The sequence below is a fragment of the Plantibacter flavus genome, from assembly GCF_051487245.1.
Classification (GTDB): domain Bacteria; phylum Actinomycetota; class Actinomycetes; order Actinomycetales; family Microbacteriaceae; genus Plantibacter; species Plantibacter flavus_B.
The window spans coordinates 516,125-542,776 of record NZ_JAHVDH010000002.1 but is presented as its reverse complement, the minus strand read 5'-3'; the positions used below and the strand labels follow the sequence as shown (position 1 = coordinate 542,776).

Below are 26,652 nucleotides of genomic sequence, written 5' to 3'. Positions count from 1 at the left end.
CCGTACCGTTGGAGGATGTTCCGCACGCTCAGACCCGGCCAACTCGCGATCGACATCGCGGTGCCCTCCGTGTTGTTCATGGCCGGGTTCGTGTTCTACAGCGGACAGTCGTTCCAGATGGTGGTGATCCTCCTCGGGATGTGCGGTGCGCTCGCGCTCCGCAGGCTGGCGCCGACGCTGTCCCTCGGGGTCGCGTGGATCACCTCGATCTCGCAGATGCTCCTGCTGCTGCCCCCGGACCCGGCGAACCTCGCGATCCCGATCGTGCTGTACTCGGCGGCGAGCTACGGCTCGAGAGCGATCCGATGGCTCTCGCTCGCCTCCGCCTTCGTCGGTGCGGCTCTGATCGCGGGGTACGTCGTGCTTGCGCCAGCAGGGATCGCCGCGGTCGGGATCGGTCTCAACCCGGGCTCGTTCGCCGGTGACCTGACGCCCATCGCGCAGGTCACCGTCGGGCTGTTCGTGTTCCTCGCCTTCGCAGCCTTCTTCGGCCTCGCGTGGACGGCCGGCGTCCTCATGCGCACCTGGCGGAAGGCCACGGAGAGCCGCCAGGCGCAACTCATCGCCGAGCGCGACGTCGTGGTCGAGCAGGAGCGCAACCGCATCGCTCGCGACATGCACGACGTCGTGGCGCACTCGCTGGCGGTCGTCATCGCGCAGGCCGACGGTGCGCGGTACGCCCTCGCGGCAGATCCGGATTCGGCGGATCAGGCGCTGCGCACGATCTCGAGCATCTCCCGCGAGGCCTTGGCCGATGTCCGCGTCCTGCTCGGGCAGCTGCGCTTCCAGCAGGCCGAGGGCCCGCAGCCGGTGATGGCCGACCTCGATCGGTTGTACGACCAGCTGCGCGGCGCGGGGCTCGAGGTGGTCGTGCATGAGCACGGCGTCCCCCACCCCGTCGCGACCGGTTCTCAGCTCGCCGTGTACCGCATCATCCAAGAAGCTCTGACGAACGCGCTCCGGCATGGTGACCACCGCGCTCCGATCGAGGTGCATCTCGACTGGTTGGGGCCGCAGCTGCAGCTCTGGGTGGTGAACCGTTCGAAGGTCGAACTCCCGAAGGCCGGTACCGGGCACGGCCTCGCCGGGATGAACGAACGCGCTACGCTGGCGGGCGGGCGCTTCGGGACCACACTGCTGGACGGTCGGTTCACGGTCTACGCGGCGATCCCGTACACGACGGCAGGAGTCCCAGCATGAGCGATCCGGGTATCGAGCGACGGGGCGAGGCGATCACGATCGCGCTCGTCGACGACCAGGCGCTCTTCCGCGGCGGGATCCGGATGCTGATCGGCTCGCAACCGGACCTCCTCGTCGTCGGCGAGGCGTCGGACGGTCGTCAGGCGATCGAGCTGGCCGCCAGGACACTGCCGCAGGTCATCCTGATGGACGTCCGGATGCCGGTGCTCGACGGGATCGAGGCGACGAAGGCCATCCTCGCCCAGGCTGACGCACGCGGGGGAGACCGCCCGCGGATCATCGTGTTGACCACCTTCGACCTCGACGAGGCCGCAGCGACCGCGATCCGTGCCGGCGCGAGCGGTTTCGTGCTCAAGGACGCCGAACCGGAGTTCCTGCTCGCCGCGATCAGGACGGTGCACGCCGGCAACGCCGTGATCGCCGCTTCGGCCACCCGGGAGCTGTTCGAGCACTTCGAGCAGGCCCCGGCTGCTCCGGTCGTCCCTGAACGCTTCGCCGAGCTCACCGCACGAGAGCGCGAGATCTTCCTGCTCGCGGCGCGGGGCCTGAGCAACTCCGAGATCGCCGCTGCCGAGTTCCTCAGCGAAGCGACCGTGAAGACCCATATCAGCCGGATCTTCGGCAAGCTCGACGTGCGGGATCGCGTGCAGCTGGTGGTCTTCGCGTTCGAGCACGGTCTCGTCTGAGCGATCGTCGGCGGGGTCCTCGCGGCTGACGCCAGGATCATCCTCGCGGTTGACCCGGATCGGCGTCGCGCACGATGCCCGCCCGGCGCCCGGTCCGTAGCGTCGAAGCATGGACATTTCAGCACAGACCACCCCAGTCGCCAGCGTGAACGGATTGCGGAAGAGCTACGGCCCGGCCGAGAACCAGGTCGTCGCCCTCGACGGTGTCGACCTGCAGATCGAACGGGGTCGGTTCACCGCGATCATGGGGCCGAGCGGATCGGGTAAATCGACGCTCATGCACATCATGGCCGGGCTCGACCAGGCCACGAGTGGTCAGGTCCGACTCGGCGATCAGGACATCACCGGACTCGACGACGACCAGCTCACGATCCTGCGGCGTCGCCGGGTGGGGTTCGTGTTCCAGTCGTTCAACCTCGTGCCGACGCTCGACGTCGCGGCGAACATCCGCCTCCCGTTCGAACTGGACGGCAGACGGCCGACCGGCGAGGAGCAGAGCTGGATCGACGTGCTCGTGAGCACGCTCGGGCTCGCCTCACGCCTCGGGCACCGCCCGCACGAACTGTCGGGTGGACAGCAGCAGCGGGTCGCGATCGCCAGGGCCCTCGCGACGAGGCCGGAGCTCCTGTTCGCCGACGAACCGACGGGCAACCTCGACTCCCGGACCGGGCGGAGCGTGCTCGCGCTGCTCGCTGCGGCGAGCACCGAGTACGGCCAGAGCATCGCGATGGTCACGCACGACCCCGTGGCCGCGAGCTACGCCGATCGCATCGTGTTCCTCGCCGACGGTCGTGTGGTGGACGACCGGCCGCGCTCGAGCGCCGAGCAGATCTCCTCGCTCATGCTCGGCATGGAGCGCGCAGCATGAGGCGGTCGAATCTCGTCGTGCGTTCACGCGAGCACCGAGCGAGCATCCTCGTCGCCACCCTCAGCACGTCGTTCGGTGTGCTGCTGCTCATGGTGACGGCGATGCTCAACACGATCCTCGGGGCCGACGACACCACGGGGTCGAGTGGCACCGTCGCAGTGATGCTCGCGGTGTTGGCCGCGGTCTTCCTCGCCCTGGCCGTCTACGTCGGAGCCATCGTCACGTCGAACACGTTCGCGACGATCGTCGCGGGACGGACCAGGACGATCGCGCTGCTCCGGCTCATCGGCTCCACCGCCCGGGAACAGCGGCGCTCCGTCGCCCGCGAGGGGGTGTTCGTCGGCCTTCTCGGTGCGGCGCTCGGACTGCTCATCGGACTCGTTGTCGCGTTCGCGCTCGTCCGTATCGGTGTCGCCACCGATGCGCTCCCGGATCTCGCCTATCCGCTCGTGCAGGTGTCCGTTCTGCTCCCCGTCGTCGCCGTCGTGCTGACGACCTGGCTGGCATCCTGGATCGGTGCGCGTCGTGTGCTCGTCGTGACGCCCATGCAGGCTGTCGGGGGAGCGCAGGAAGCCAGCCGCGAGGAGACTCTGGCACGCCCCGGACGCAACATCACGGCGATCATCCTCTTCGTGCTCGGGATCCTGCTGGTGCTCGGGGGTGCCGTCATCGGCCTCGTCACACCGGCAGGAGTGCTCGTGGGCGTGTTCGGAGGCATGCTGTCGTTCACCGGGCTCGTGCTCGGGGCGAACGTCGTGATGCCGCCGGTGCTCCGCCTCGTCGGACGGCTGTTCGGCGGTTCCGCGCCGGCGAGGCTCGCGGCGGAGAACGCGGTACGCCACCCCGAGCGGAGCGCACGCACCACCATCGGTCTCGTGATCGGCGTCACTCTCGTCACCATGTTCGCGGTCGCGTCGAGCACCTTCCAGGCGTTCGCGAGGTCGATCGGCGACGGCGATCCACAGGCGTACGCGATGCTCGATGCCGCCGTCCAGGCAGTGGTCGCGGTCTTCTCGGCCCTCGTCGGGTTCAGCGCGCTCATCGCCGCCGTCGGCATGGTCAACAACCTCTCACTGAGCGTCCTGCAGCGGACTCGGGAGCTCGGGCTGCTCCGCGCGCTCGGTTTCTCGGTCGGTCAGGTTCGCCGCATGATCGTCACCGAGGCGGCTCAACTGACCATCTCCGCGGTCGTCGTCGGACTGGTGCTCGGCGTCTTCTACGGCTGGGCCGGCGCGCAGGCGATGTTCGGCTCGGTCGGCGGTAGCTTCATCACGCCAGCCGTCCCCTGGCTGGTCGTGGTCGTCATCATCGTGCTGGCGGCCCTCCTGACGGCGGCAGCGTCGGTCACCCCGTCGCGTCGTGCGACCCGCGTCTCGCCGGTGGCAGCTCTCGCCGTGGACTGAGGAGCGTCAGCCTCTCGTGGAGCGGCGCCAGATCCGCCAACCGCCGATCTGGCGCTGCTCCGGCAGCGTCCATCCGAAGCGGACGGCGAGCAGTCTGATGATGGTGGTCGACGCCAGCCCGACCGCAGCGGCGATGCTGAGTGGCGCACCGACGGTCACGAACACGACGAGCAGGCCGGTGCCCACCGCGGCGGCCACGGCGTACAGGGAGCCGACGTGCATGAGCGCGACGGGGACGCCCAGCATCACGTCGCGCAGGACCGAGCCTCCCACCGCCGCGACGGTGCCGACGAAGATCGCGGGGATGACGGGCAGTCCGGCGGCGAGCGCCTTCGTCGAACCGATCGCGCCGAACATGCCGATCGTCAGTGCATCGAGGCCGATGATGACGGGGCCGAGGCGGGTGAGGAGTCGAAGCAGCAGCATCCCGAGCAGCGCGGCCCCGGAGGCAACCGGCAGGTACCAGTCGCTCTGCAGGGAGGCGGGGACCTGGCCGAGCAGGATGTCGCGGATGAGACCGCCGCCGAGCCCGACGACCACGCCGATGATCGCGACGCCGAGCCAGTCGAGCTGGCGATCCTGGAAGCGGGCGGCGAACATGGCGCCCTGGACGGCGCCGATGGCGACAGCGGAGAGGTCGACCCAGAGCGGGACGATGAACAGCACCTCGTTCATGGCTGCATCACTCGCGGCGCTCCTTCGATGCCGGTCGGCGGTTCCGGGGACGTGTTGTCGGTCCGAGGCGGGATAATCGATGCGTGCCGGTATATCGAGATGAAGTGGTGGTGCTGCGCACCCACAAGCTCGGCGAAGCCGATCGCATCGTCACCATGCTCTCACGCACCCACGGCAAGATCCGAGCGGTCGCGAAGGGTGTCCGCCGGACCGGATCGAAGTTCGGTTCGCGACTCGAGCCGTTCATGGTGGCCGACGTCCAGTTCTACGAGGGGCGCACGCTCGACACCATCACCCAGGCTGAGTCGCTGGGGTCCTACGGGGCCGAGATCAGTGCCGACTACGGAAGTTACACGGCGGCGAGTGCGATGGTCGAGACGGCCGACCGGCTGACCGAGTCGGAGGGGTCCCTCCAGCAGTACCTGCTCCTCGTCGGCGCCCTGCGGTCGCTCTCCAAGCGCGAGCACGGCCCGCGCTTGACGCTCGACTCCTACCTGCTGCGGGCGTTCTCGCTCGCCGGTTGGGCACCGAGTTTCGGCGCGTGCTCCCGCTGCGGCACCGAGGGCGAGTACTCGCACGTCGTCGTGCAGCTCGGTGGTGTGGTCTGCGACGACTGCGCTCCGTCCGGGAGTCCGCGGCTCGACACGCAGACGCTGACCCTCCTCGGCGCGCTGCTGTCCGGAGACTGGGAGTACGCGGAGGCGGCGTCGGAGCAGACCGCGTCTCGGGCCAGTGGATTCACGGCCGCCTACGCTCAATGGCATCTGGAGCGCGGGCTGCGATCGCTCGCGCACCTCGAACAGGATCGGAGCGACGGGTGACCCCGAAGCCGTACACACATCGCGATGCAGCCCCGTTCAGACCCGTCGACTGGACGGGGGAGTATCCGCCGTCGTTCGCGAAGGGCGAGGTCCCCGACCATGTCGCGATCGTCATGGACGGCAACGGTCGGTGGGCCAACCGACAGGGTCTGACGAGGGTCGAGGGACACAAGGCAGGCGAGGCCGCGCTCCTCGACGTCGTCGCCGGAGCGCTCCAGCTCGGGATCAAGCACCTCTCTGTGTACGCGTTCTCGACCGAGAACTGGAAGCGTTCACCCGATGAGGTGCGGTTCCTCATGGGTTTCAACCGCGAGGTGCTGCACCGCCGACGCGACCAACTGAACGAGTGGGGTGTCCGGGTGCGCTGGTCGGGTCGTCGCCCGAAGCTGTGGACCTCGGTCATCAAGGAGTTGCAGACCGCTGAGGAGCTCACGAAGGCGAACGACCGCCTCACGCTCACGATGTGCGTCAACTACGGCGGTCGGAACGAGATCGTCGACGCTGTACGCAGCATCGCGGACGACGTCGCGGCTGGCCGGCTCAGGCCGTCAGCGGTGTCGGAACGCCTCCTGCAGAGCAGGCTGTACCTTCCCGACCTGCCGGACGTCGACCTCTTCGTACGCAGCTCGGGGGAGCAGCGCACCAGCAATTTCCAGCTCTGGCAGTCCGCGTACGCCGAGATGGTGTTCCTCGACACCCTGTGGCCGGACTTCGGACGCCGACACCTGTGGGAGGCCGTTGAGCGATATGCGGGCCGCGACCGTCGCTTCGGCGGCGCCCTCGACCGACCGGACAGCGAGTCGGAGCTCCCCGGGGAATGACCCGGCTCGGTTCATGGTTGCCCTCGGTATGAGCGAACCTATCAAGATCGACATCTGGTCCGACATCGCCTGCCCCTGGTGCTACATCGGCAAGCGCAAGTTCGAGCGGGGTGCTGCGGAGTTCGCGGGCCTCGGCGACGGCCGCGACGTCGAGGTGGAGTACCACTCCTTCGAACTGGCACCGGACACCCCGGTCGACTTCGACGGTTCGGAGATCGACTTCCTCGCGGGGCACAAGGGCATCCCAGCCGACCAGGTGCAGCAGATGCTCGACCGGGTCGTCGGCATCGCCGCCGAGACCGGCCTCGCGTACGACTTCAGCATCCTGAAGCACACCAACACGGTGAAGGCGCACGAACTCCTGCACTTCGCGAAGGCGCAGGGCAAGCAACTCGAGATGACCGAGCGCCTCTTGAGCGCCTACTTCACCGAGGGCCGCCATGTCGGGCGCGTCCAGGACCTCGCCGACCTCGCCGCCGAGATCGGTCTGGACCGAGACGCGGTCGTGGCCGCACTCGAGTCCGGTGAGTTCACCCAGGCCGTCCGGGCGGACCAGGCCATGGCTCAGCAATACGGCATCCAGGGGGTCCCGTTCTTCGTCATCGACGGCGCCTACGGCGTGTCGGGTGCGCAGGAGGCCGCTTCGTTCACACAGGTCCTCGAGCAGGTCTGGACCGAGCGCGCCACGGCCGAGCCGGTGCAGGCATGACGGACTCCGCCGAGCAGTCCGTCGCCGTTCCGTCGGCGCCGAAGCCGCTTCGGCTCCTGGGGGCCGACGCCGTCGTCTGCGAGGGCGACAGCTGCTCCATCCCGGGCGAGGCGCCTGCTCAGTCCTGAGGGGCGTCTTCCGGCTCGGTGAGGTCCGCCGTGATCGCTCCGATGGCCGCGAGGTACTCTGCGGCGTCGACGAACGCGCTCCAACCGTGCTCGCCGGCGCCGATGGAGATGCGTCCGCCGTCGTGGAGGATCCGTTCGTCGGCGTACACGGGCAGTGCGGACGTCGCCCCGAGCACGGTGATGGTGCCGCGCTCGTAGCCGGTCGCGGCGAACGCCGTCGCGGCGTCGGGCATCGCGAGCTTGTTCACCCCGAGCAGCGTGCGGAACGGCGGCCAGGAGATCTTCCGGCCGCCGGGCACCAGGGCGAAGAGGTAGTCGCCGCTGCGTCGCTTCACGACGATCGTCTTCACGATCTCCCGCGGCTCGATCCCGAGCAGCTGCGCCGCCTCGTGGAGGCTCCGGGCCGGCGGGCGCTCGACGAGCTCGATCGGCAGGCCGAGCGCGGCCGCTGCGGCCTCCACTCGCTTGTGGCCGACGGGTTCGTCGCCCGGGGTCTGCGGGGTGTCTGACATGTCGCGTCCTCACTGGGCGTTCCGAGCGGTGATCATCTGGGAGAATCGATGGTGATGTCTCTTCCTACCACGCTCCCTCAGCGCCCGAAGCTCGCGATCGGGCCCATCGTGCTCGACTCGCCGGTCGTGCTCGCGCCCATGGCCGGGATCACGAACACGGCGTTCCGTCTGCTGTGCCGTGAGTACGGCGCCGGACTCTACGTCAGCGAGATGATCACCTCGCGTGCGCTCGTCGAGCGCAACCCGGTGAGCATGCGGCTCATCCAGCACCACGAGAGCGAGACCCTGCGGTCCATCCAGCTCTACGGCGTCGATCCGAAGACGGTGGCCGAGGCGGTCACCATGCTCGTCGCCGAGGATCGCGCCGATCACATCGACCTCAACTTCGGTTGTCCGGTGCCGAAGGTCACCCGCAAGGGCGGGGGCGCAGCGCTCCCTTGGAAGACGCAGCTCTTCCGCGAGATCGTCGAGGGTGCCGTGCAGGCCGCCGGCGACGTGCCGCTCACCATCAAGATGCGCAAGGGCATCGACTCCGATCACCTCACCTACCTCGAAGCCGGTCGGATCGCCGAGGGTGCCGGTGTCGCCTCGATCGCCCTGCACGCGCGCACCGCAGCCGATTTCTACTCCGGCCACGCCGACTGGGACGCCATCACCAAGCTCAAGGAGACGGTCACGTCCGTGCCCGTGCTCGGCAACGGCGACATCTGGTCGGGCCAGGACGCGCTCGACATGGTCGAGCAGACGGGGTGCGACGGTGTCGTCGTCGGCCGAGGCTGCCTCGGCCGCCCCTGGTTGTTCGGCGACCTCAGCTCCGCGTTCGCGGGTGGGCACACGAAAGCCCAGCCCTCCCTCGGAGATGTCGCGACAGCGTTCCGCCGGCACGCCCAGCTGCTCGCCGAGTTCTTCGAGAGCGAGGAGCACGGCTGCCGCGACATCCGGAAGCACGTGGCCTGGTACTTCAAGGGGTACCCCGTCGGAGGAGACCTCCGCGCGAGCCTCGCCAGCGTCACCTCGCTCGAGCTGCTCGACGAACTGCTCGCCACCCTCGACTGGAACGCGCCGTACCCCGGCGAGGCGGCCGAGGGTCAGCGCGGTCGTGCCGGTACGCCGAAGCGCCCGTCACTGCCACAAGGGTGGCTCGACTCGCAGTCGCTCGGCGCTGAGGAGCAGTGCGAGATCGCCGGAGCAGAACTGGATCACAGTGGCGGATAGCATGAGCGCTCCCGCCGGCCTCGAACACGGGAGATCGTCCATGGAGGGTGACGGGTACACGTCGCACGACGAGGAACGCTGGCTCCCCGAGCACCACTCGACGAGACGCTCCGACTTCGCCCGGGATCGCGCTCGACTGCTGCACTCGAGCGCCCTGCGCCGCTTGGCGGCCAAGACACAGGTCCTCAGCCCGACGAGCGGGGTCGACTTCGCCCGGAACCGCCTCACGCACTCGCTCGAGGTCGCGCAGGTCGGTCGCGAGCTCGCTGCGAGCCTCGACCTCGCGCCCGACGTCGTGGACACGGCCTGCCTCGCCCACGACCTCGGTCACCCGCCGTTCGGACACAACGGGGAGCGTGCACTCAACGAGTGGTCTGCCGGGATCGGCGGCTTCGAGGGCAACGCGCAGACGCTCCGCATCCTGACGCGCCTCGAATCGAAGGTGTTCGGCCCCGATGGCGAGCCCTACGGGCTGAACTTGACCCGAGCGAGCCTCGACGCGAGCTGCAAGTACCCGTGGCCGGCCGCCCAGTCGGTCGCCGATCCAGGAGGGCGGGCGAAGTTCGGCTTCTTCGACGAGGACTCGGCGGCGTTCCGCTGGTTGCGCGCCGGCGCCCCGGAGCGGGTGCGCTGCATCGAGGCGCAGGTCATGGACCTCGCCGATGACATCGCCTACTCCGTACACGACTTCGAGGACGCGGTCGTCGGCGAGTACATCGACCCGGCGTTCCTGAACGCCAGGGCCGGTCACGACCGCCTCATCGACACCGCGCTGTCCTGGGCCGGTGACGACTTCACCCATGACGACCTCGCCGAAGCCTTCGACCGGCTGCAGTCCTCGCACACCTGGATCACGGCGTGGGACGGCTCCCGCCGTGACCTCGGGCGGTTGAAGAACTTCACGAGCCAGATGATCGGCCGGTTCGCCGGTGCAGCCACGGCAGCCACCAGAGAAGCGTTCCCGCAGTCGAGCCTCGTGCGGTTCGGTGCCGACGTCGTCGTGCCGCACGGCATTCAGGCGGAGATCGCACTGCTGAAGGGCGTCGTTGCGGCGTTCGTCATGTACAGCGACTCACGTCAGCCGCTGTACGTCCGGCAGCGGGAGATCCTGAGCGAGCTGGCGGACGCCGTGTTCGACCTCGGTGAGTCGGCGCTCGACATCGGTTTCGCGGCAGACTGGCGTGCGGCCGGGTCGGATCAGGAACGACGCCGTGTGGTCGTCGATCAGATCGCGAGCCTCACCGACCAGAGCGCGCTGGCCTGGCACGAGCGCCACACCACGGGCTGAGCGTTCCCCACAACCACGGACCGTTGCAGACGGTTCCACAGGAGTGCTCTCGGGGTGGGGCCGAGCGCCCACGAGACTAGGATCGAAGCATGGCCGGACGGATTCGACAGAGCGATGTTGAAGAGGTCAAGGCACGCACGAACATCGGCGACGTCGTTGGCGACTATGTCGCCCTGAAGTCCGCAGGTGTCGGGTCGCTCAAAGGCCTCTGTCCCTTCCACGACGAGCGAAGCCCGAGCTTCCACGTGCGGCCGACGGTCGGCCTCTACCACTGCTTCGGCTGCGGTGAGAGTGGCGACGTCTACAGCTTCCTGCAGAAGATGGACCACGTGACCTTCGCAGAGTCGGTGGAGCGTCTCGCGCAGCGCATCGGGTATCCGCTCAGCTACGAGGAGGGCGGTGGACAGGTCGACCACGGGAACCGGGCGCGGCTGTTCGCCGCGAACCAGGCGGCCGCCGAGTACTTCCAGTCCCAGCTCCACGACGGCGACGCAGACCTCGGTCGCCGGTTCCTCGGCGAACGCGGCTTCGATGCCTCTGCCGCGGACCACTTCGGGATCGGTTTCGCACCGGCCGGGTGGGACCACCTGATGAAGGCGATGCGGTCGCGCGGGTTCTCCGACGAGGAGATGCTCGCTGCCGGCCTCGTCTCGAGTGGCGACCGCGGTGCCTACGATCGCTTCCGCGGCCGACTGATCTGGCCGATCCGCGACACCACCGGTCAGGTGCTCGGCTTCGGTGCGCGCCGCCTGCGCGAAGACGACAAAGGCCCCAAGTACCTCAACACGCCGGAGACGGCGATCTACCACAAAGCCCAGGTGCTCTACGGGCTCGATCTCGCCAAACGCGACATCTCGCGCGGCAAGCGCGTCGTCGTGGTGGAGGGGTACACCGACGTCATGGCGTGTCACCTCGCGGGCGAGACGACTGCGGTCGCGACGTGCGGTACCTCGTTCGGCGTCGATCACATCAAGATGATCCGACGAGTGATGGGCGACGACTCCGCCACCGGCGAGGTCATCTTCACCTTCGACCCCGATGAGGCCGGGCAGAAGGCCGCCATGCGAGCGTTCGGGGAGGAGAAGCGTTTCGCCGCCCAGACCTACGTCGCAGTGTCCTCGGACGGCCTCGACCCGTGCGATCTGCGGCTGAACCGCGGTGACGGCGCGATCCGGAAGCTCGTCGACGGCCGAGAACCGATGTTCGAGTTCATCATCCGCCGCACCCTTGCAGGATTCGATCTGGAGACGGTGGAGGGTCGTGTCGGCGCGCTCCGCGCTGCGGCACCCGTCGTCGCCGAGATCCGCGACCCGTCGCTCCGCCCCGGCTACACGCGCGTGCTCGCGAAGCAGCTCGGCATGGAGCTCGACGAGGTCGCGAGAGCGGTCCGTGGGGCCACCGGCGGACAGGGGAGCGGTGGGCCCGGTCAGGCGACACGTGACCCACGGCAGCCGTCCGGACAGCCTCAGGCCGCCGAGCCGCGTGAACGCCAGGCTTCGCTCGCCGACCTGCCGAAAGACCCGTCGACACGACTCGAGCAGGACGCCCTGCGTGCGCTGCTGCAGATGCCGCAGCACCTCGAGCGGCCTGTGCTGGAGCGGGCCGTTCAGTGCTCCGTTTCGAACAGTTCGCTCGCGGTCGTCCGCGACGCCATGAGCGTGAGCCTCGACCAGCTCGGGACCGCCGCTTGGCTCGAGACGGTCATCTCGCAGGTGCCTCCGGGCTTCGACGGCCTCGTCCGCGAACTCGGCGTCTCGCCACTGCCGGAGACGAACGAGGACAAGCTGCCGGTCTACGTCCGCGACATCGCTCTGGCGCTCATCGACCGAGATCTCCTCGGCCGTAAGGCTGCGCTGCTGGGTTCCCTGCGGCGCACCGATCCACGTGACGAGGCTCATCGGCAGATCACCAGGCAGCTCGCCGAGGTCGAGGCCGATCGGCGCGCGCTGCGCGCCGAGGGCTGACCCACATCCGCCAGACCGAGCGTCCTCCAGGTGGTTCAGAGGTCGCCGGATACACTCGAAGGCGTCCCGGCGACCCCCACGCGCCGGCAGGAGAGGTCTCATGAAGCACCCAGAGCACGACGGGCCGGCGGCTCGCGCGAGCGATCTGAGCGTCGACTACGCCGCGCACGGCGTCAGTCCGAGCAACCGGGCACTCGACGGCATCAGCTTCGAGCTGCCCGTCGGCGGCTCGCTCGGCGTCATCGGCAGCTCAGGATCGGGGAAGAGCACGCTCCTCCAGGTGCTCGCCGCGAGGCATCTCAGCGGGCGCACGGCGGAGTCCCGCCCGTTCGTCTCCGGTGGCGACGCGATGATACTCGGCCGCTCGATGCGGAAGGTCGGGCGCAAGGACCTCGCGAAGCTCACCTTCGAGGTCTCGTTCCTCGAGCAGGAGGCCGGCGCGCATCTCAAGCCGGAACTCACGGTCACCGAGCTCATCTCCGAGCCCGTGCTCGCCCGCGACAAGAAGTTCAGTGAGCAGGCGCTCGGCATCCGGGTCGCGACGCTGCTCGACGCCGTCCAGATGCCGCTGTCGAGCCTCGACAAGTACCCGTACGAGTTGAGCGGTGGCCAGCGCCAGCGGATCGCCATCGCGCGATCCCTCGTCCTCGGTCCGAAGGTGTTCATCGCCGACGAGCCGACGGCCGGCATCGACATCACGGTGCGTCACACGGTCACCGAACTCCTCGCGGGCTTCCGTCGTGACGGCGGTACCGTCATCGTCGTCACGCACGATCTCGCCATGCTGCGCGAGCTCACCGACGACGTCTTGGCGCTGCACCAGTCGCGTGTGGTGGGCTACGGCCCGATCGACACCCTGCTCGCCGATCCGCCCCACGAGTTCCTCGCTGCGCTCGCTCAGTCGGGCGGGACGGAGACCCAGTACGAGACTCCGGAGGCCGTCGGCATCGATTGAGCGCGTGTCGATTTGGTGTCTGCGAATCCTTTGCTACAGTAGATACGCGCTGCACCGCAGTGGCCAGAATTCTTCCGGCCAAGCGTTCAACGTATTCCTCGATAGCTCAATTGGCAGAGCAATCGACTGTTAATCGATAGGTTGTTGGTTCGAGTCCAACTCGAGGAGCTGCACAGAATCCCTCGGTCCGTCTGGGCCGAGGGATTCGTCGTTTCCGGCCGGTTTCACGATTCGGCGGCGAACGCCGTACAATGGACGACGAGGCCCGAAGACTCCACTCTTCGGGCCTCGTTGCATGTCCGGTCGACTGCTCCGGCTCCGGCTGTTCTGGCTGGGTCAGCCCTCGAGGTCATCTCGGCCGGGGAGCCAGCTGATGCCCGGAACGCCCCATCCCGACTTCCGGATGGCCTTCGCCGCACGACGCGAGTACGGCAGTTCGAGTCGATCGACGTAGAGCACGCCGTTGAGATGATCGAACTCGTGCTGCAGGATGCGCGCGCGCCAGCCGACGACCTTCAGCTCGACGGCATCTCCCTCGAGGTCGGTGCCCGTGAGCATCGCGGCCTCCGCCCGACGGAGCGGATGGCGCTCGCCTGGGACGGACAGGCACCCCTCCGCCTCCGCCTCTTCGTCGATCTCACCGATCGGGAGCGGGCTGATCCACAGGATCGGGTTGAGCACCACGCCGCGCCACGGAGCACCCTCGTCGTCTTCGTAGCTGTAGACGAACAGACGCAGCGGGACGCCGACCTGCGGCGCGGCGAGGCCGACGCCCGGAGCGAGATCCATGGTCTCGTACATGTCGGCGACGAGCTGACGCAGCTCATCGTCGACGACCGTCACGGGTCGGGCGATGGAGTGGAGCACCGGGTCACCGGTCACGCAGATCTCGAGAATTGCCATTCGTCGAGCCTATCCGGAAGCTCCGGCCAGCCGCGCCAGGATCCGTGGAACGGCGGGGTACTCTCGACGGGTGATCCCCTCCGCCATCGACCTCGCCGACCTCGCGGACGACTTCACTCGAGACCCGTCCCAGCTGCTCGGGATCCCGCTCGCGCTCCTCGGCGCCGTCTTCCTGTCGCTCGGTGCCCAGCTGCAGCACCGTGGAGTCACGAAGGTCGAGGCCTCGAGTGGCAGCGCCGCGAGTTCGGGACTGAGCGTCAAACAGCTCATCGGTCTCCTCAGCCGTCCGTCCTGGGTGACGGGGACGCTCATGCTCGGCCTCGCGATCGTGCTCCAGCTCGGCAGCCTGTCCCTGGCGCCCATCACGCTCGTCCAGCCGCTCGGAGCCGTCGCACTCGTCATCACCGCGATCGTCAACTCGCGGGTGACCGGCATGCGGCTCAACCGCCGCTCGGTCGTGGCGGTGGTCGCCTGTGTCGGCGGCGTGGGACTGTTCGTCACGATCGCGGCGATCTACGCGGGGGAGCACCCCATCACCGAGGGGGAGCTCTCCACCATCCTCATGATGCTCGCCGTCGTGCTCGTGGTGTTCGGCAGTGCGTTCTGGGTGTTCCGCAGCCGCCTCACCGCGATCTTCTACATCGTGGCCACGGGCGTGCTGTACGGCTTCGTCGCGACGCTGGCGAAGGTGATCATCGGGCGCCTGCAGCAGGGCGACGTCGACTGGCTCACCGTCGTGTGCGGCATCGGGCTCATCGCCGCCAGCGCGCTCGGCGGCTACTTCGTGCAGACCGCGTACTCTTCGGGACCGCCGGACCTCGTCATCGCGGGTCTTACGGTCATCGATCCGATCATCGCCGTCGGGATCGGCATCGTCGTGCTCGGCGAGGCGAGCAACGCTCCGTTGTGGGCCGGGATCGGCTTCGTGGTCGCCGGCGCGATCGCCGTCTGGGGCGTGTTCCAACTGGCACGGCACCACCCGCAGGTCAGCCAGACGCCGGCCGCCGCTGCTGCCGCCCGCGCCCTCGCGACCGGCGACGCGCCCGCCTGAGCCCAGGAGCCTCAACCGGCGACAGGTATGCTTGACGTCGGCGTACCACGCCGATCCGGGTCGTGAGAGGCTGCACGCAGCGCTCCGGCCACTGGCCAAGCACAGAGGAATCACACACCTTGACTTCTCCGAACGACCAGCAGCTCGCGAAGGCGAACGCCGAGCGGAAGCCCTTGACCGTCGTCATCGGTTGCGACACCTTCTCGCCCGACGTCAACGGCGCCGCACGGTTCGCCGAGCGGCTCGCCGCAGGGCTCGTCCGTCGCGGGCACGACGTCCACATCGTCGCCCCCGCCGGTTCCCGCAAGTTCGGGACCTGGCAGGAGACGCACGAGGGTCAGCGCATGACCGCGCACCGCCTCTTCAGCCTCCGCTGGTACCCGCACGACTGGCTGCGCTTCGCCATGCCGTGGTCGATGCGTCGCAATGCCCGGAAGATCCTCGACACGGTCAAGCCGGACGCCGTCCACATCCAGTCGCACATCGTCGTCGGGCGCGGACTCTCCATCGAGGCCGAGCAGCGCGGCATCCGGATGGTCGTGACGAACCACATCATGCCGGACAACATCCTCGACTTCACGGTGATCCCAGAGCGCACGCAGGAGTGGCTCGTCCGCACCCAGTGGGCGGCTGCCCGCAAGGTCTTCGACCGGGCGTTCGCGGTCACGACCCCTACCCGGAAGGCCGCGGACTTCCTCGAGCAGTACAGCGGACTGACCGGCGTGCACGCCATCTCGTGCGGCATCGAAGCCGGCCAGTACACGCCGTCGTTCGAACCACGCAAGCGCAACACCATCCTGTTCGTCGGACGCATCACGTCGGAGAAGCAGATCGACGTGCTCCTCAAAGCACTCGCGAAGCTCCCAGCGGAACTCGACGCTCACGTCGACATCGTGGGTGGCGGAGACCAGTCGAAGAACCTCGAGCACCTCACGCAACAGCTCGGACTCGGCGACCGGGTGCGCTTCCTCGGCAAGGTGAGCGACGCAGACCTGAAGCACGCGTACACGAACGCCAGCGTCTTCGCGATGCCGTCGATCGCCGAGCTGCAGAGCATCGCCACCATGGAGGCGATGGCCTCCGGGCTCCCCGTCGTCGCTGCAGATGCGATGGCGCTCCCGCACCTCGTGCACGATCAGGTGAACGGATACCTCTTCGAACCGGGCAACGTGGACGCCCTCGCTGAGCGTCTCACCACCGTCCTCACCGCCTCGCCCGAGGAGTACCGCCGCATGCAGGACGCATCCCTCGAACTCGTCGCGGCGCACGACATCGAGCGCACCCTCGACACCTTCGAAGCGCTGTACCGCGGACAACAGGTCACCGACCCGACCACCGAGCCCCACACCGCCCGCGCCGACCACGAGGAACACGCCGACTGAGCAGTCGCGCCCCGGCACTCGATACACTGAGACCTGCACGGGGCGGTAGCCAAGCTGGTGAAGGCATTCGGCTCATAACCGAACGATGCGTGGGTTCAAGTCCCACCCGCCCTACAAGAAGACGTGGCGCGACAGCCGCACTCAGTGCGGTTCACGTCCCACCCGCCCTACAAGAAGACGTGGCGCGACAGCCGCACTCAGTGCGGTTCACGTCCCACCCGCCCTACAAGAAGACGTGGCGCGACAGCCGCACTCAGTGCGGTTCACATCCCACGTACCCCACGCGCCTGGTCGCCGAGTGTGTCGAGGCCCCCTTCGACACGCTCAGGGACCGCGGAGGTCCGCTCAGGGCGCGGAGGTCCGGTCTGCGAGGACGAGGGCGGCCGCCCCGATGAGCGGGCCGTCAGCGTCGAGGCCTGAGGCGACGATCTGCAGCTCGCGCGCGTAGTCGTGCAGCGCCGAGTCGATCGCAGCCTCCTGGACGAGATCGAGGTAGTCGGGGGAGACGCGCGAGAACCCGCCACCGATGGCCACGCGCTCGAGGTCGAGCAGCGTCGTGATGCTGCAGAGCGCTTCACCCACGGCCTCCGCGGACCGCCGGACCGCACCGACGGCCACTGCATCGCCCGCCGCGTACGACGCACCGAGTTCCTCGCCCGTGCTGCCACGCCAGCCGTTCGCCCGCGCCCATGCCACGGTCGCGGTGCCGGAAGCGATGCCCTCCAACGTCCACGACGCACGCGTGGCGTCCCCCTCGCGGCGTCGCAACTGCATTTGTCCGAGGTGCCCGGCGTTGCCCGAGGTGCCCGAGATGAGTCGCGAGTCGAGGATGATGCCTCCGCCGACGCCCGTGGAGACCACGATGCCCATCGCGTTCCGAGTACCCCGAAGTGCCCCGCGCCAGTGCTCGGCCAGAGCGATGCACGTGCCGTCCAAACGCAGTTCCACCGCGCCTGCACCGAGACGTTCGAGTTCGGCGACGACCGGGAAGCCGGCGAGCCGCGGCAGGTTGAGCGGGGAGATGCTGCCGTCGACAGCGCCGATCGGGCCGGCGGAACCCACCCCGACGCCGGACACCGTGCCTGAATGAGCCTCGGCGGCCAGTCGAGCCGTGTCGACGATGGAGGCAGCGAGTTCCTCGCGAGTCGCTCCGGCGCCGGTCGGGCCTCGGAACCGGGTGCCGGGCACGATCCGTCCATCAGTGTCGACCACCGCGGCCTCGACCTTGGTGCCACCGATGTCGATCGCGAGGGCGTGCTGCATCAGTGCTCCGTTCGTGGGGGAGGACCGCCGACCGCGGGCTATCCGGAATCCAGCGTAGCGGGAACGACACGGTTGTCATTTGCCCAGGCTGTGGGGCATAATGCTCGTATCGGCGCGAGCCGGACAACTGCATACAGACATGACGCGCACTGCTTGGGTCGTTGGGGAAGACGCACCCGGACGCAGTGGAGGAATCATGTCGACACCGATGACGAAGGGTGTGCTGTTCGTGCACTCCTCGCCTCGCGCGCTCTGCCCGCACCTCGAATGGGCGGCAGGTCGCGCTCTTGGTCGTGCCATCAGCTTCGATTGGTCCGATCAGCCGATCCTTCGTGGATCGCAGCGTGCTGAGGTCTTCTGGGAAGGCCCGCACGGTACTGGTGCTGCCCTCGCCTCTGCGCTCCGTGGCTGGGAGCACCTGCGGTACGAGGTGAGCGAGGACCCGGCGCAGGGCGTCGACGGTGCGCGTTGGATGCACACGCCCGACCTGGGGATCTTCTACGCTCAGACCGACAGCATCGGCAACATCGTCGTGCCGGAGGATCGCATCCGGTATGCGATGGAGGTGTCCGCCGGTCAGGCAGACGAGCTGCAACGTGAGTTGCGCGTCGCCCTCGGCCAGCCCTGGGACGACGAACTGGAGCCGTTCCGGCACGCCGGAGAGGGTTCGAGTGTCATCTGGCTGCACAACGTCGGCTGAGCGGCACGACAGGGCGCCGGGCACCACACAACTTCACAGGCGACAGGGTGTCCACGTGGCGTGGACCGTGCGAGGTCGGTGATTCGTCCCGGCAGACACGAGGTGACGAAACACGGGCACCCTGGTCACGGAACGACGACGGGTCGCGGTGCAGTGCACCACGACCCGTCGTCGTCGAACGTCGGGATCCGCTCAGTAGCTGCGGAACGCCACGACGGCGTTGTGGCCGCCGAATCCGAACGAGTTGCTGATCGCCAGCAGATCGCCGGAACCGAGCTCGCGCGGCGCGGTGACGACGTCGAGCGGGATCTCCGGATCCTGGTTGTCGAGGTTGATCGTCGGCGGGATGACGCGGTGGTGCAGGGCGAGTGCGGTGAAGGCCGCTTCGATCGCTCCGGCACCGCCGAGCAGGTGGCCGGTCGAGGCCTTCGTGGCCGTGACCGCGATGCTGTCGAGCTGGTCGCCGAACACCCGACGCAGGGCGTTGTACTCCGCGATGTCGCCCACCGGAGTGCTCGTGGCGTGCGCGTTCACGTGCACGACGTCGGACAGCGACGCTCCAGCGTTCTCGACGGCGGAACGCATCGCTCGCGCCGCAGCCGACCCCTCGGGGTCGGGAGCCGTGATGTGGTAGGCGTCGCTCGTGACCGCACCGCCCAGGAGCTCGGCGTAGATACGGGCGCCGCGGGCGAGCGCATGCTCCTCCGTCTCGACGACGAGTGCTGCTGCACCCTCGCCCAGCACGAAACCGTCGCGGTCGACGTCGTAGGGACGCGAGGCGATGCTCGGGTCGTCGTTGCGCTTGGAGAGCGCCTGCATGGCGGCGAAGGAGGCCAGGGGCAGCGGGTGGATGGCGGCCTCGGAGCCACCGGCGATGACGACGTCGGCGAGACCGGCCTGCAGGTGGTCGTAGGCGTTCGCGAGCGACTCGGTGCTCGAGGCGCACGCGGAGACGACGGTGCGTTCCCCGCCACGGGCGCCGAGGTCCATGCCGATGGCGGCGGCGGGGCCGTTCGGCATGAGCATCGGAACTGTCATCGGGAGGACACGACGCGGGCCCTTCTCTCGCAGGGTGTCCCACGCGTCGAGGAGCGTCCAGACGCCTCCGATACCGGTGGCCCAGTCGACGAGGAGGCGTTCGGGGTCGACCTCGGGGGTGCCGGCGTCCGCCCAGGCCTCACGCGCGGCGATGAGCGCGAACTGGCTGGAGGGGTCGAGGCGCTTGACCTCTCGACGGTCGAGGACGTCGGCCGTGGGGACCGCTGCCTGTGCGGCGAATCGGACGGGGAGTTCGAGTTCCTCAGCCCAGGGCTGCTCGAGGCGGCTTGCGCCGCTCTGGCCCGCGAGGAGGTTGTTCCAGGAGTCCGTGGCGTTACCGCCGATGGGCGTTGTCGCGCCGATACCGGTGATGACGATGCGTTTGGTGGTCATTGAGTCAAACCTTCTGTGGAGATGAGGAGTGGACCTCGTGCCCTTCGGGCGGTCGAAGACGGGTCCGGACGGCGATACGTCCTGCCCGAACGCAACGGGGTCGGCCGGCCAACCGCCAGCCGACCCCGTTGCAACGCGCTGGGACTAGCCCTGAGCCTTGACGATGAAGTCGACGGCGTCGCCGACGGTCTTCAGGTTCTTGACTTCCTCGTCCGGGATCTTCACGTCGAACTTCTCCTCCGCGTTGACGACGATGGTCATCATGGAGATCGAGTCGATGTCGAGGTCGTCGGTGAAGGACTTGTCCAGCTCGACGGTGTCGGTCGCGATGCCGGTCTCGTCGTTGATGAGCTCGGCCAGGCCGGCGAGGACTTCTTCGGTGGACAATGCCATTGTTCTACTCCTTGGGTGAGGTTTGACCGTAGTCGAGTGTAGTCGCGTCGAGCGTCCTGCTACGGCAGGACGACGACCTGTGCGCCGAATACCAGACCGGCTCCGAAGCCGATCTGCAGTGCGAGACCGCCGCTGAGCTCAGGGTGGCCCTGCAGCAGACGGTGGGTGGCGAGGGGGATGGAGGCCGCGGAGGTGTTGCCCGTGGTCTCGATGTCGCGGGCGATGACGACGGTGTCGGGCAGTTTCAGCTGCTTCGCGAACTCGTCGACGATCCGCATGTTCGCCTGGTGGGGGATGAACGCGGCGAGGTCGGACGCCTCGACGCCGGCGACCTCCAGGGCCTGCTTGGCGACCTTGGCCATCTCCCAGACAGCCCAACGGAAGACCGTCTGGCCCTCCTGACGCAGCGTCGGCCAGGCCGTGGAGCCGTCGCGATACTCGACGAGCGTGCCGCTCATGCCGACCGCGTCGGCCTTCGAACCGTCCGAGCCCCAGACCGTGGGGGAGATGCCCGGGAAGTCGCTCGGACCGACGACCGCGGCACCCGCGCCGTCGCCGAGCAGGAAGGAGATGGAGCGGTCGGTGGGATCGACGATGTCGGAGAGCTTCTCAGCACCGATCACGAGGGCGTAGTGGGCCGCTCCGGAGCGGATGAGGGCGTCGGCTTGGGCGATCGCGTAGGCGTAGCCGGCGCAGGCCGCGTTGAGGTCGTAGGCGGCGGCAGGGTTCGCGCCGACCCGGTCGGCTACGACTGCGGCCATCGACGGCGACTGCTGGACGTTGCTGATGGTCGCGATGAGGACGAGGTCGATCTGGTCCGGGGCGACGCCTGCCGCCCGGATGGCCTCGGCGCCCGCTTCGGCCGCGAGGTCCACGGCGCTGACGCCGGCCGATGCGCGCGTGCGGGTGACGATGCCGGTGCGCTGCTGGATCCACTCGTCGGACGAGTTGATGGGACCCACAAGGTCATCGTTGGGCACGCTGAGATCGCCGCGTGCAGCGCCGAGGCCGAGGATCCGCGTGAACTCTGCGCCGCGCGACTGCTTCAGGGTGGGGGTGGTCATTCGCTGGTTCTCCGTCTGCGCTACTGCTGGGCGATGAGGTCGAGGGCTGCGGGGAGGTCGTCAGGGGTCTTGATGGCGACCGTCGGCACACCCTTCAGGCCGCGGCGAGCGAGGCCCGTCAGAGCGCCGGCCGGGGCGAGCTCGATGAGCCCGGTGATCCCCGATGCACTGAAGGCGTCCATGCACAGGTCCCAGCGTACCGGGGAGGCGACCTGGCCGATGAGGAGGTCGAAGAACGCGGCGCCCGAGGTGACCTCGCTACCGTCGTGGTTCGTCCAGATGCGAAGGCTCGGGTCGTGCGGTTCGACGGTGCGACTCGCGCCAGCCAGCCAGTCGCGCGCCGAGGCCATGTAGCTCGTGTGGAACGCGCCGGCGACCTGCAGTGGGATGACGCGGGTGCCCTTGAGTGGTTCATCCGCGAGCCGCGCGAGCGCGTCGTGAGCACCGGCGACGACGATCTGCCCGCCGCCGTTGTAGTTGGCCGGTTCGAGACCGAAGGAGCGCACGTGGGCGACGACCTCGTCCGGGTCGCCGCCGAGGACGGCGCTCATGCCGGTCGGCGTGGCTGCGGCGGCCTCAGCCATCGCGACGGCGCGCTCGCTGACGAAACTCATGGCGTCGCTGGCGCTGAGGATGCCGGCACCGTACGCTGCCGTGATCTCGCCGACCGAGTGCCCGGCGATGCCGCCGAAGGGCGCTGCGTCTGCCGGGAGTGCCGCACGGAGCGCGTCGAGTGCGACGATGCCTGCTGCGACGATGAGCGGCTGCGCGACCGCGGTGTCCCGGATGGTGTCGGCATCGGAGACCGTGCCGTGCTTCTCGAGGTCGATGCCCGCTTCGTCGGAGTAGCGAGCGAGCGCCTCCTTCGCGGATGCGTCCTGCAACCAGGGTTCGAGGAAGCCGGGGGTCTGGGAGCCCTGTCCAGGGCAGGCGATGACGATCACCGCTCTAGTCTGCCAAGCTCAGCACCCTCTGGAGTGGAGCAACACCACGAACCTTTGGAAAAAGCTTTGTGAAGATCACACAAGCAACCGGACCCGAAGGTGCCGCTGCCGCGTCGTCAGGCCTGCAGACGACGGCGTGAGGGCTCCGGCTCCGCGATCGCGCCGAGGATGAGGGCGGCCTGCAGGATGAGGGACTCGCGGGCGCCCGTCGCGTCCCAGCCGATGACCTCGGAGACGCGCTTCAAGCGGTACCGCACGGTGTTCGGGTGCACGAAGAGCTCCCTCGCGGTCGCTTCGAGCGAGCGCCCGTTGTCCAGATAGCACCACAGCGTCGTCACGAGCTCACCCGAGTACTCCTTCAGCGGGCGGTAGACGCGCTCGATGAGGGTGGTCTTCGCCAGGGAGTCGCCGGCCAGCGCCCGCTCGGGTAGGAGGTCGTCTGCTGCGACGGGTCGTGGGGCGTGCCGCCACGACTTCGCGACGGCGAACCCCGCGAGCGCGGCCTTCGCGCTGCGTGAGGCTTCGATGAGGGACGGCACGGTGTGGCCCAGCACGAGGTGGCCGGGCCCGAATCCGTGCTCGAGCTTCGACGCGATGTCGAGGAACGACAGTTGGGCAGGCGAGGCGGCGAGGATGCGGGGTTCGCTCGTCGCGGCGTCGGGGTCGCCCTCGGTCTCCGGTTCGCCCGGCTCAGTCCCGGGCAGTTCCGCGCGACCCAGGACGAGCACGAGCCGGTTGCCCTGGACGCCGATGAGCACATCGGCATCGAGGTGGCGAGCCGTGCGACGCAGCATGTCGACGTCGAGCACGCGTGGGGTGGTGCCGACGAGGACGCAGGCTTCGCCATGGCCGTGCCAACCGAGCGCGGCGATCCGGCTCGGGAGTTCGTCGTCCGCCTCGCCGCTCAGGATCGAGTCGACGACGAGCGCCTCGAGACGCGCGTCCCACAGCCCGCGTGCCTCAGCAGCCCGCGCGTACACGTCGGCCGAGGCGAAGGCGATGTCGCGCGAGTACAGCAGGATCGCCTCGCGCAGGTCGACGCTGCCGGAGGCGACCCGCTCCTCGACCACCTCGACGGTGACCTTGATGAGTTGCAGCGTCTGCTGCAGGCTGACGGAACGGAGCAGCTCGCGAGGAGCTGCCCCGAACACGTCGGCAGCGATCCACGGAGTGGACCGTGGATCGTCGAACCACGAGATGAACGAACTGATACCGGCCTGAGCCACCAGGCCGACCGCGGAGCGGCGGCCCGGTGGCATCTCGGCGTACCAGGGGAGGGTGTCCTCGAGGCGTTTGAGTGTGGCCGTGGCCAGCTCGCCTGAGATCCGGCGGAGCCAGTCGAGCGTCTCAGCCTTCGTCTTCGTCTTCGTCACCGTGGCGTCGATGGGATCAGCTCTCGCCGCCCGCGTTGCCGGTGTTGCCGGCGTTCACGTCGTGGAGGCGGTAGCGGTCGATGGCCTGCTGCGGGAGGCTCGCATCGACCTCGCCCCGAGCAGCGAGCTGCTGGAGCGTGCGGACGACGAGTGACGGGCCGTCGATCTTGAAGAACCGACGTGCGGCCGCACGCGTGTCGGAGAACCCGAAGTCGTCGGCACCGAGCGTCGCGAAGTCGCCCGGGACGAACTGACGGATCTGGTCCGGCACGGCGTGCATGTGGTCGGTGACCGCGATGAACGGGCCTGAGGCACCGCTCAGCTTCGTCGTGACGTAGGGCACGTGACGCTCCTCCTGCGGGTACAGGAAGTTGTGCTCGTCGGCCCTGAGACCGTCGCGGCGGAGTTCCGTCCAGCTCGTGACGCTCCAGACGTCTGCGGACACGCCCCAGTCGTCGGCGAGGAGCTGCTGCGCCTCGATCGCCCACGGGACCGCCACACCCGACGCGAGGAGCTGAGCCTTCGGGCCCTGCGACTCGTTCGCGCTGATGCGGTGGATGCCGCGCACGATGCCGTCGACGTCGACACCCTCCGGCTCGACCGGCATGACCATCGGCTCGTTGTACACCGTGAGGTAGTACATGACGTTCGGGTCCTGGTGCTCGCCGCCGTACATGCGCTCGAGACCGCTGCGCACGATGTGCGCGATCTCGTATCCGTACGCCGGGTCGTAGCTGATGACCGCGGGGTTCGTCGAGCCGAGGAGGAGCGAGTGGCCGTCAGCGTGCTGGAGACCTTCACCCGTGAGCGTCGTGCGACCTGCGGTCGCGCCGATCATGAACCCGCGGGTCATCTGGTCGCCGGCTGCCCAGATGGCGTCGGCCGTGCGCTGGAAGCCGAACATCGAGTAGAAGACGTACACCGGGATGAGCGGCTCGCCCTGCACCGAGTACGACGTGCCGATGGCGGAGAACGCCGCGAGGGCGCCCGCCTCGTTGATGCCGACGTGCACGATCTGACCCTGCGGGCTCTCCTTGTAGGCGAGCAGCAGTTCGCGGTCGACCGAGGTGTAGTGCTGGCCGTTCGGGTTGTAGATCTTCGCGCTCGGGAAGAACGCGTCCATGCCGAAGGTGCGCGCCTCGTCCGGGATGACCGGGACGATGCGGTTGCCGAAGTCCTTCGAGCGCAGCAGATCCTTCAGCAGTCGGACGAACGCCATCGTGGTGGCGATCTCCTGCGTGCCGGAGCCCTTCTTCGCTGCGGCGTACGCGGAGTCGTCGGGCAGGTTCAGCTGCGTGTACTTGCTGCGACGCTCGGGCACGTAGCCGCCGAGTGCGCGACGACGCTCGTGCAGGTACTGGATCGCCTCGTCGTTCTCGCCCGGGTGGTAGTACGGCGGGAGGTAGGGGTTCTCTTCGAGCTGCGAGTCCGTGATCGGGATGCGCATCGTGTCCCTGAAGGTCTTCAGGTTGTCGAGCGTCATCTTCTTCATCTGGTGGGTCGCGTTGCGGCCCTCGAAGCTCGGACCGAGGCCGTAGCCCTTGATGGTGTGCGCGAGGATGACCGTCGGCTGGCCCTTGTGCTCGCTCGCAGCCTTGAACGCCGCGTAGACCTTGCGGTAGTCGTGGCCACCGCGCTTGAGGTTCCAGACCTGGTCGTCGCTGTAGCCCTCGACGAGCTTCAGGGCGCGCTCGTCGCGGCCGAAGAAGTTCTCGCGGACGTAGGCGCCGTCCTCCGTCTTGTACGTCTGGAAGTCGCCGTCAGGCGTGACGTTCATGAGGTTGAGGAGCGCGCCGTCGGTGTCGCGGCTCAGGAGGTCGTCCCACTCGCGGCCCCAGATGACCTTGATGACGTTCCAGCCGGCGCCACGGAAGTAGCTCTCCAGCTCCTGGATGATCTTGCCGTTCCCGCGGACCGGGCCGTCGAGGCGCTGCAGGTTGCAGTTGATCACGAAGTTCAGGTTGTCGAGGCCTTCGTTCGCTGCCACCTGCAACTGGCCGCGGCTCTCGACCTCGTCCATCTCGCCGTCGCCGAGGAACGCCCAGACCTGCTGGTCGCTGGCGTCCTTGATGCCACGGTTCGTGACGTACTTCGCGAGGTGCGCCTGGTAGATGGCGTTGATCGGGCCGAGACCCATCGACACGGTCGGGAACTGCCAGAAGTCCGGCATGAGGCGGGGGTGCGGGTACGAGGAGAGCCCGTGCGGCGCGTGCGACTTCTCCTGGCGGAAACCGTCGAGCTGGTCGGTGCTGAGGCGGCCCTCGAGGAAGGCGCGTGCGTAGGTGCCGGGGGAGGCGTGTCCCTGGATGTAGATCTGGTCGCCACCGCCCGGGGCGTCCTGGCCGCGGAAGAAGTGGTTGAAACCGACTTCGTAGAGGGCTGCGGACGACGCGTAGGTCGAGATGTGGCCACCGACACCGATACCGGGGCGCTGAGCGCGGTGCACGGTCATCGCCGCGTTCCACCGGATCCACGCGCGGTAGCGGCGCTCGATGTCCTCATCGCCGGGGAACTCCGGTTCGTTCTCCGGAGCGATGGTGTTGATGTAGTCGGTCGTCGGCACCATCGGCACACCGAGGTGGAGTTCCTTCGAGCGCTTGAGGAGGCTCAGCATGATGTCGCGACCGCGGCCGCGACCACGCTCATCGACGAGGGCGTCGAGTGACTCATTCCACTCGGACGTCTCCTCAGGATCGGCGTCTACGTGGTTGGACGAGTATGGATCCTGGTCGTGAACAGTCACCGTCGACCTTTCTCTCGTGGCAGATCGTGCCTGGGTTGTGATGGTGAACTCCATGCGCCCGAACGGGTGTGGACGCGGGCGCCACCTTTCACCCTATCCGGTCGCCCCTCGGATCGGTGACCGAGCGCCGCACCCCTTCGGGTTTGATCAGGCTCTTCAC

25 protein-coding genes and 2 tRNA genes are annotated in these 26,652 nt (G+C 68.4%); 17 read left to right on the top strand and 10 right to left on the bottom strand.

The window, feature by feature from the left end; translation table 11 throughout:
• The first annotated feature begins 15 nt into the window (after positions 1 to 15).
• From KXS11_RS06315 to KXS11_RS06300, 4 genes are all read left to right on the top strand, one after another.
• Positions 16 to 1,200, top strand: a complete 1,185-nt coding sequence (locus KXS11_RS06315; protein WP_437384701.1) for a sensor histidine kinase — start codon at positions 16 to 18, stop codon at positions 1,198 to 1,200.
• Complete coding sequence (locus KXS11_RS06310; RefSeq protein ID WP_437384700.1) at positions 1,197 to 1,886, top strand: response regulator; 690 nt, start codon at positions 1,197 to 1,199, stop codon at positions 1,884 to 1,886. Before KXS11_RS06315 ends, KXS11_RS06310 begins: the two co-directional genes overlap by 4 nt.
• Before the next feature lie 109 nt (positions 1,887 to 1,995).
• The gene (locus KXS11_RS06305) at positions 1,996 to 2,754 is read left to right on the top strand and encodes an ABC transporter ATP-binding protein (protein ID WP_437384699.1); all 759 of its coding nucleotides are present in this window, start codon (positions 1,996 to 1,998) and stop codon (positions 2,752 to 2,754) included.
• Positions 2,751 to 4,157 (top strand): FtsX-like permease family protein, encoded by a 1,407-nt coding sequence (locus KXS11_RS06300; protein ID WP_437384698.1) that lies wholly within the window; start codon positions 2,751 to 2,753, stop codon positions 4,155 to 4,157. The genes KXS11_RS06305 and KXS11_RS06300 overlap by 4 nt, the downstream gene beginning before the upstream one ends.
• 6 nt (positions 4,158 to 4,163) lie before the next feature.
• On the opposite strand, the gene KXS11_RS06295 is transcribed toward KXS11_RS06300, so the two are convergent.
• Positions 4,164 to 4,832, bottom strand: coding sequence for a trimeric intracellular cation channel family protein (locus KXS11_RS06295; protein ID WP_437384697.1), 669 nt, complete (start codon positions 4,830 to 4,832; stop codon positions 4,164 to 4,166).
• Positions 4,833 to 4,915: 83 nt separating this feature from the next.
• Between KXS11_RS06295 and recO the strand changes: the two genes are divergently transcribed.
• From recO to KXS11_RS06275, 4 genes are read left to right on the top strand one after another with little or no spacing between them, the layout of a single operon-like run.
• Positions 4,916 to 5,653, top strand: a complete 738-nt coding sequence (gene recO / locus KXS11_RS06290) for a DNA repair protein RecO (RefSeq protein ID WP_437384696.1) — start codon at positions 4,916 to 4,918, stop codon at positions 5,651 to 5,653.
• On the top strand, positions 5,650 to 6,474 hold the full coding sequence (locus tag KXS11_RS06285; protein ID WP_437384695.1) for an isoprenyl transferase: 825 nt from the start codon (positions 5,650 to 5,652) through the stop codon (positions 6,472 to 6,474). Before recO ends, KXS11_RS06285 begins: the two co-directional genes overlap by 4 nt.
• Before the next feature lie 28 nt (positions 6,475 to 6,502).
• Positions 6,503 to 7,183, top strand: coding sequence for a DsbA family oxidoreductase (locus tag KXS11_RS06280; RefSeq protein WP_437384694.1), 681 nt, complete (start codon positions 6,503 to 6,505; stop codon positions 7,181 to 7,183).
• Positions 7,180 to 7,311, top strand: a complete 132-nt coding sequence (locus KXS11_RS06275; RefSeq protein WP_437384693.1) for a hypothetical protein — start codon at positions 7,180 to 7,182, stop codon at positions 7,309 to 7,311. Before KXS11_RS06280 ends, KXS11_RS06275 begins: the two co-directional genes overlap by 4 nt.
• Here KXS11_RS06275 and KXS11_RS06270 read toward each other — a convergent pair.
• Entirely contained in the window at positions 7,302 to 7,823 is a 522-nt protein-coding gene (locus KXS11_RS06270) for an aminoacyl-tRNA deacylase (protein WP_437384692.1), read from the bottom strand. The two genes, KXS11_RS06275 and KXS11_RS06270, sit on opposite strands and share 10 nt — an antisense overlap.
• Before the next feature lie 54 nt (positions 7,824 to 7,877).
• On the opposite strand from KXS11_RS06270, the gene dusB reads away from it, so the two are divergent.
• The 5 genes from dusB to KXS11_RS06245 all read left to right on the top strand — a co-directional run bounded on the left by dusB (position 7,878) and on the right by KXS11_RS06245 (position 13,413).
• Entirely contained in the window at positions 7,878 to 9,038 is a 1,161-nt protein-coding gene (gene dusB, locus KXS11_RS06265) for a tRNA dihydrouridine synthase DusB (RefSeq protein ID WP_437384691.1), read from the top strand.
• A 1-nt stretch (position 9,039) separates the two neighbouring features.
• Entirely contained in the window at positions 9,040 to 10,326 is a 1,287-nt protein-coding gene (locus KXS11_RS06260) for a deoxyguanosinetriphosphate triphosphohydrolase (RefSeq protein WP_437384690.1), read from the top strand.
• Positions 10,327 to 10,415: 89 nt separating this feature from the next.
• Positions 10,416 to 12,290 (top strand): DNA primase, encoded by a 1,875-nt coding sequence (gene dnaG, locus KXS11_RS06255; protein WP_437384689.1) that lies wholly within the window; start codon positions 10,416 to 10,418, stop codon positions 12,288 to 12,290.
• 100 nt (positions 12,291 to 12,390) lie between these two features.
• Positions 12,391 to 13,245 carry an ATP-binding cassette domain-containing protein gene (locus KXS11_RS06250; RefSeq protein WP_437384688.1) on the top strand — a complete coding sequence of 285 codons (855 nt, stop codon included), beginning with the start codon at positions 12,391 to 12,393 and terminating at the stop codon, positions 13,243 to 13,245.
• Positions 13,246 to 13,340: 95 nt separating this feature from the next.
• Positions 13,341 to 13,413: transfer RNA gene (locus tag KXS11_RS06245), tRNA-Asn, on the top strand.
• 168 nt (positions 13,414 to 13,581) lie between these two features.
• On the opposite strand, the gene def is transcribed toward KXS11_RS06245, so the two are convergent.
• Positions 13,582 to 14,148, bottom strand: coding sequence for a peptide deformylase (gene def / locus KXS11_RS06240; RefSeq protein ID WP_437384687.1), 567 nt, complete (start codon positions 14,146 to 14,148; stop codon positions 13,582 to 13,584).
• 70 nt (positions 14,149 to 14,218) lie between these two features.
• On the opposite strand from def, the gene KXS11_RS06235 reads away from it, so the two are divergent.
• The 3 genes from KXS11_RS06235 to KXS11_RS06225 all read left to right on the top strand — a co-directional run bounded on the left by KXS11_RS06235 (position 14,219) and on the right by KXS11_RS06225 (position 16,695).
• On the top strand, positions 14,219 to 15,199 hold the full coding sequence (locus KXS11_RS06235) for a DMT family transporter (RefSeq protein WP_437384686.1): 981 nt from the start codon (positions 14,219 to 14,221) through the stop codon (positions 15,197 to 15,199).
• Between the two features lie 119 nt (positions 15,200 to 15,318).
• A complete protein-coding gene (locus KXS11_RS06230; RefSeq protein ID WP_437384685.1) occupies positions 15,319 to 16,581 on the top strand; it encodes a glycosyltransferase in 1,263 nt (420 codons plus the stop codon).
• Between the two features lie 39 nt (positions 16,582 to 16,620).
• Positions 16,621 to 16,695: transfer RNA gene (locus tag KXS11_RS06225), tRNA-Ile, on the top strand.
• A gap of 231 nt (positions 16,696 to 16,926) precedes the next feature.
• Here KXS11_RS06225 and KXS11_RS06220 read toward each other — a convergent pair.
• Complete coding sequence (locus KXS11_RS06220) at positions 16,927 to 17,844, bottom strand: ROK family protein (protein ID WP_437384684.1); 918 nt, start codon at positions 17,842 to 17,844, stop codon at positions 16,927 to 16,929.
• 196 nt (positions 17,845 to 18,040) lie between these two features.
• Here KXS11_RS06220 and KXS11_RS06215 point away from each other — a divergent pair, with 196 nt between their 5' ends.
• The gene (locus KXS11_RS06215) at positions 18,041 to 18,544 is read left to right on the top strand and encodes a DUF3145 domain-containing protein (RefSeq protein ID WP_437384683.1); all 504 of its coding nucleotides are present in this window, start codon (positions 18,041 to 18,043) and stop codon (positions 18,542 to 18,544) included.
• Positions 18,545 to 18,736: 192 nt separating this feature from the next.
• Here the strand turns inward: KXS11_RS06215 and KXS11_RS06210 are convergent, their stop codons facing one another.
• The 6 genes from KXS11_RS06210 to aceE form a co-directional block, all read right to left on the bottom strand.
• Positions 18,737 to 19,975 carry a beta-ketoacyl-[acyl-carrier-protein] synthase family protein gene (locus tag KXS11_RS06210; protein ID WP_437384682.1) on the bottom strand — a complete coding sequence of 413 codons (1,239 nt, stop codon included), beginning with the start codon at positions 19,973 to 19,975 and terminating at the stop codon, positions 18,737 to 18,739.
• A 144-nt stretch (positions 19,976 to 20,119) separates the two neighbouring features.
• A complete protein-coding gene (locus tag KXS11_RS06205; RefSeq protein WP_056006457.1) occupies positions 20,120 to 20,368 on the bottom strand; it encodes an acyl carrier protein in 249 nt (82 codons plus the stop codon).
• A gap of 59 nt (positions 20,369 to 20,427) precedes the next feature.
• Positions 20,428 to 21,432 carry a beta-ketoacyl-ACP synthase III gene (locus KXS11_RS06200; RefSeq protein ID WP_437384681.1) on the bottom strand — a complete coding sequence of 335 codons (1,005 nt, stop codon included), beginning with the start codon at positions 21,430 to 21,432 and terminating at the stop codon, positions 20,428 to 20,430.
• A 20-nt stretch (positions 21,433 to 21,452) separates the two neighbouring features.
• On the bottom strand, positions 21,453 to 22,376 hold the full coding sequence (locus KXS11_RS06195) for an ACP S-malonyltransferase (protein WP_437384680.1): 924 nt from the start codon (positions 22,374 to 22,376) through the stop codon (positions 21,453 to 21,455).
• A gap of 116 nt (positions 22,377 to 22,492) precedes the next feature.
• Positions 22,493 to 23,749 (bottom strand): PucR family transcriptional regulator, encoded by a 1,257-nt coding sequence (locus KXS11_RS06190; protein ID WP_437384679.1) that lies wholly within the window; start codon positions 23,747 to 23,749, stop codon positions 22,493 to 22,495.
• Positions 23,750 to 23,765: 16 nt separating this feature from the next.
• Positions 23,766 to 26,492 (bottom strand): pyruvate dehydrogenase (acetyl-transferring), homodimeric type, encoded by a 2,727-nt coding sequence (gene aceE / locus KXS11_RS06185; RefSeq protein WP_437384678.1) that lies wholly within the window; start codon positions 26,490 to 26,492, stop codon positions 23,766 to 23,768.
• Positions 26,493 to 26,652 lie beyond the last annotated feature (160 nt).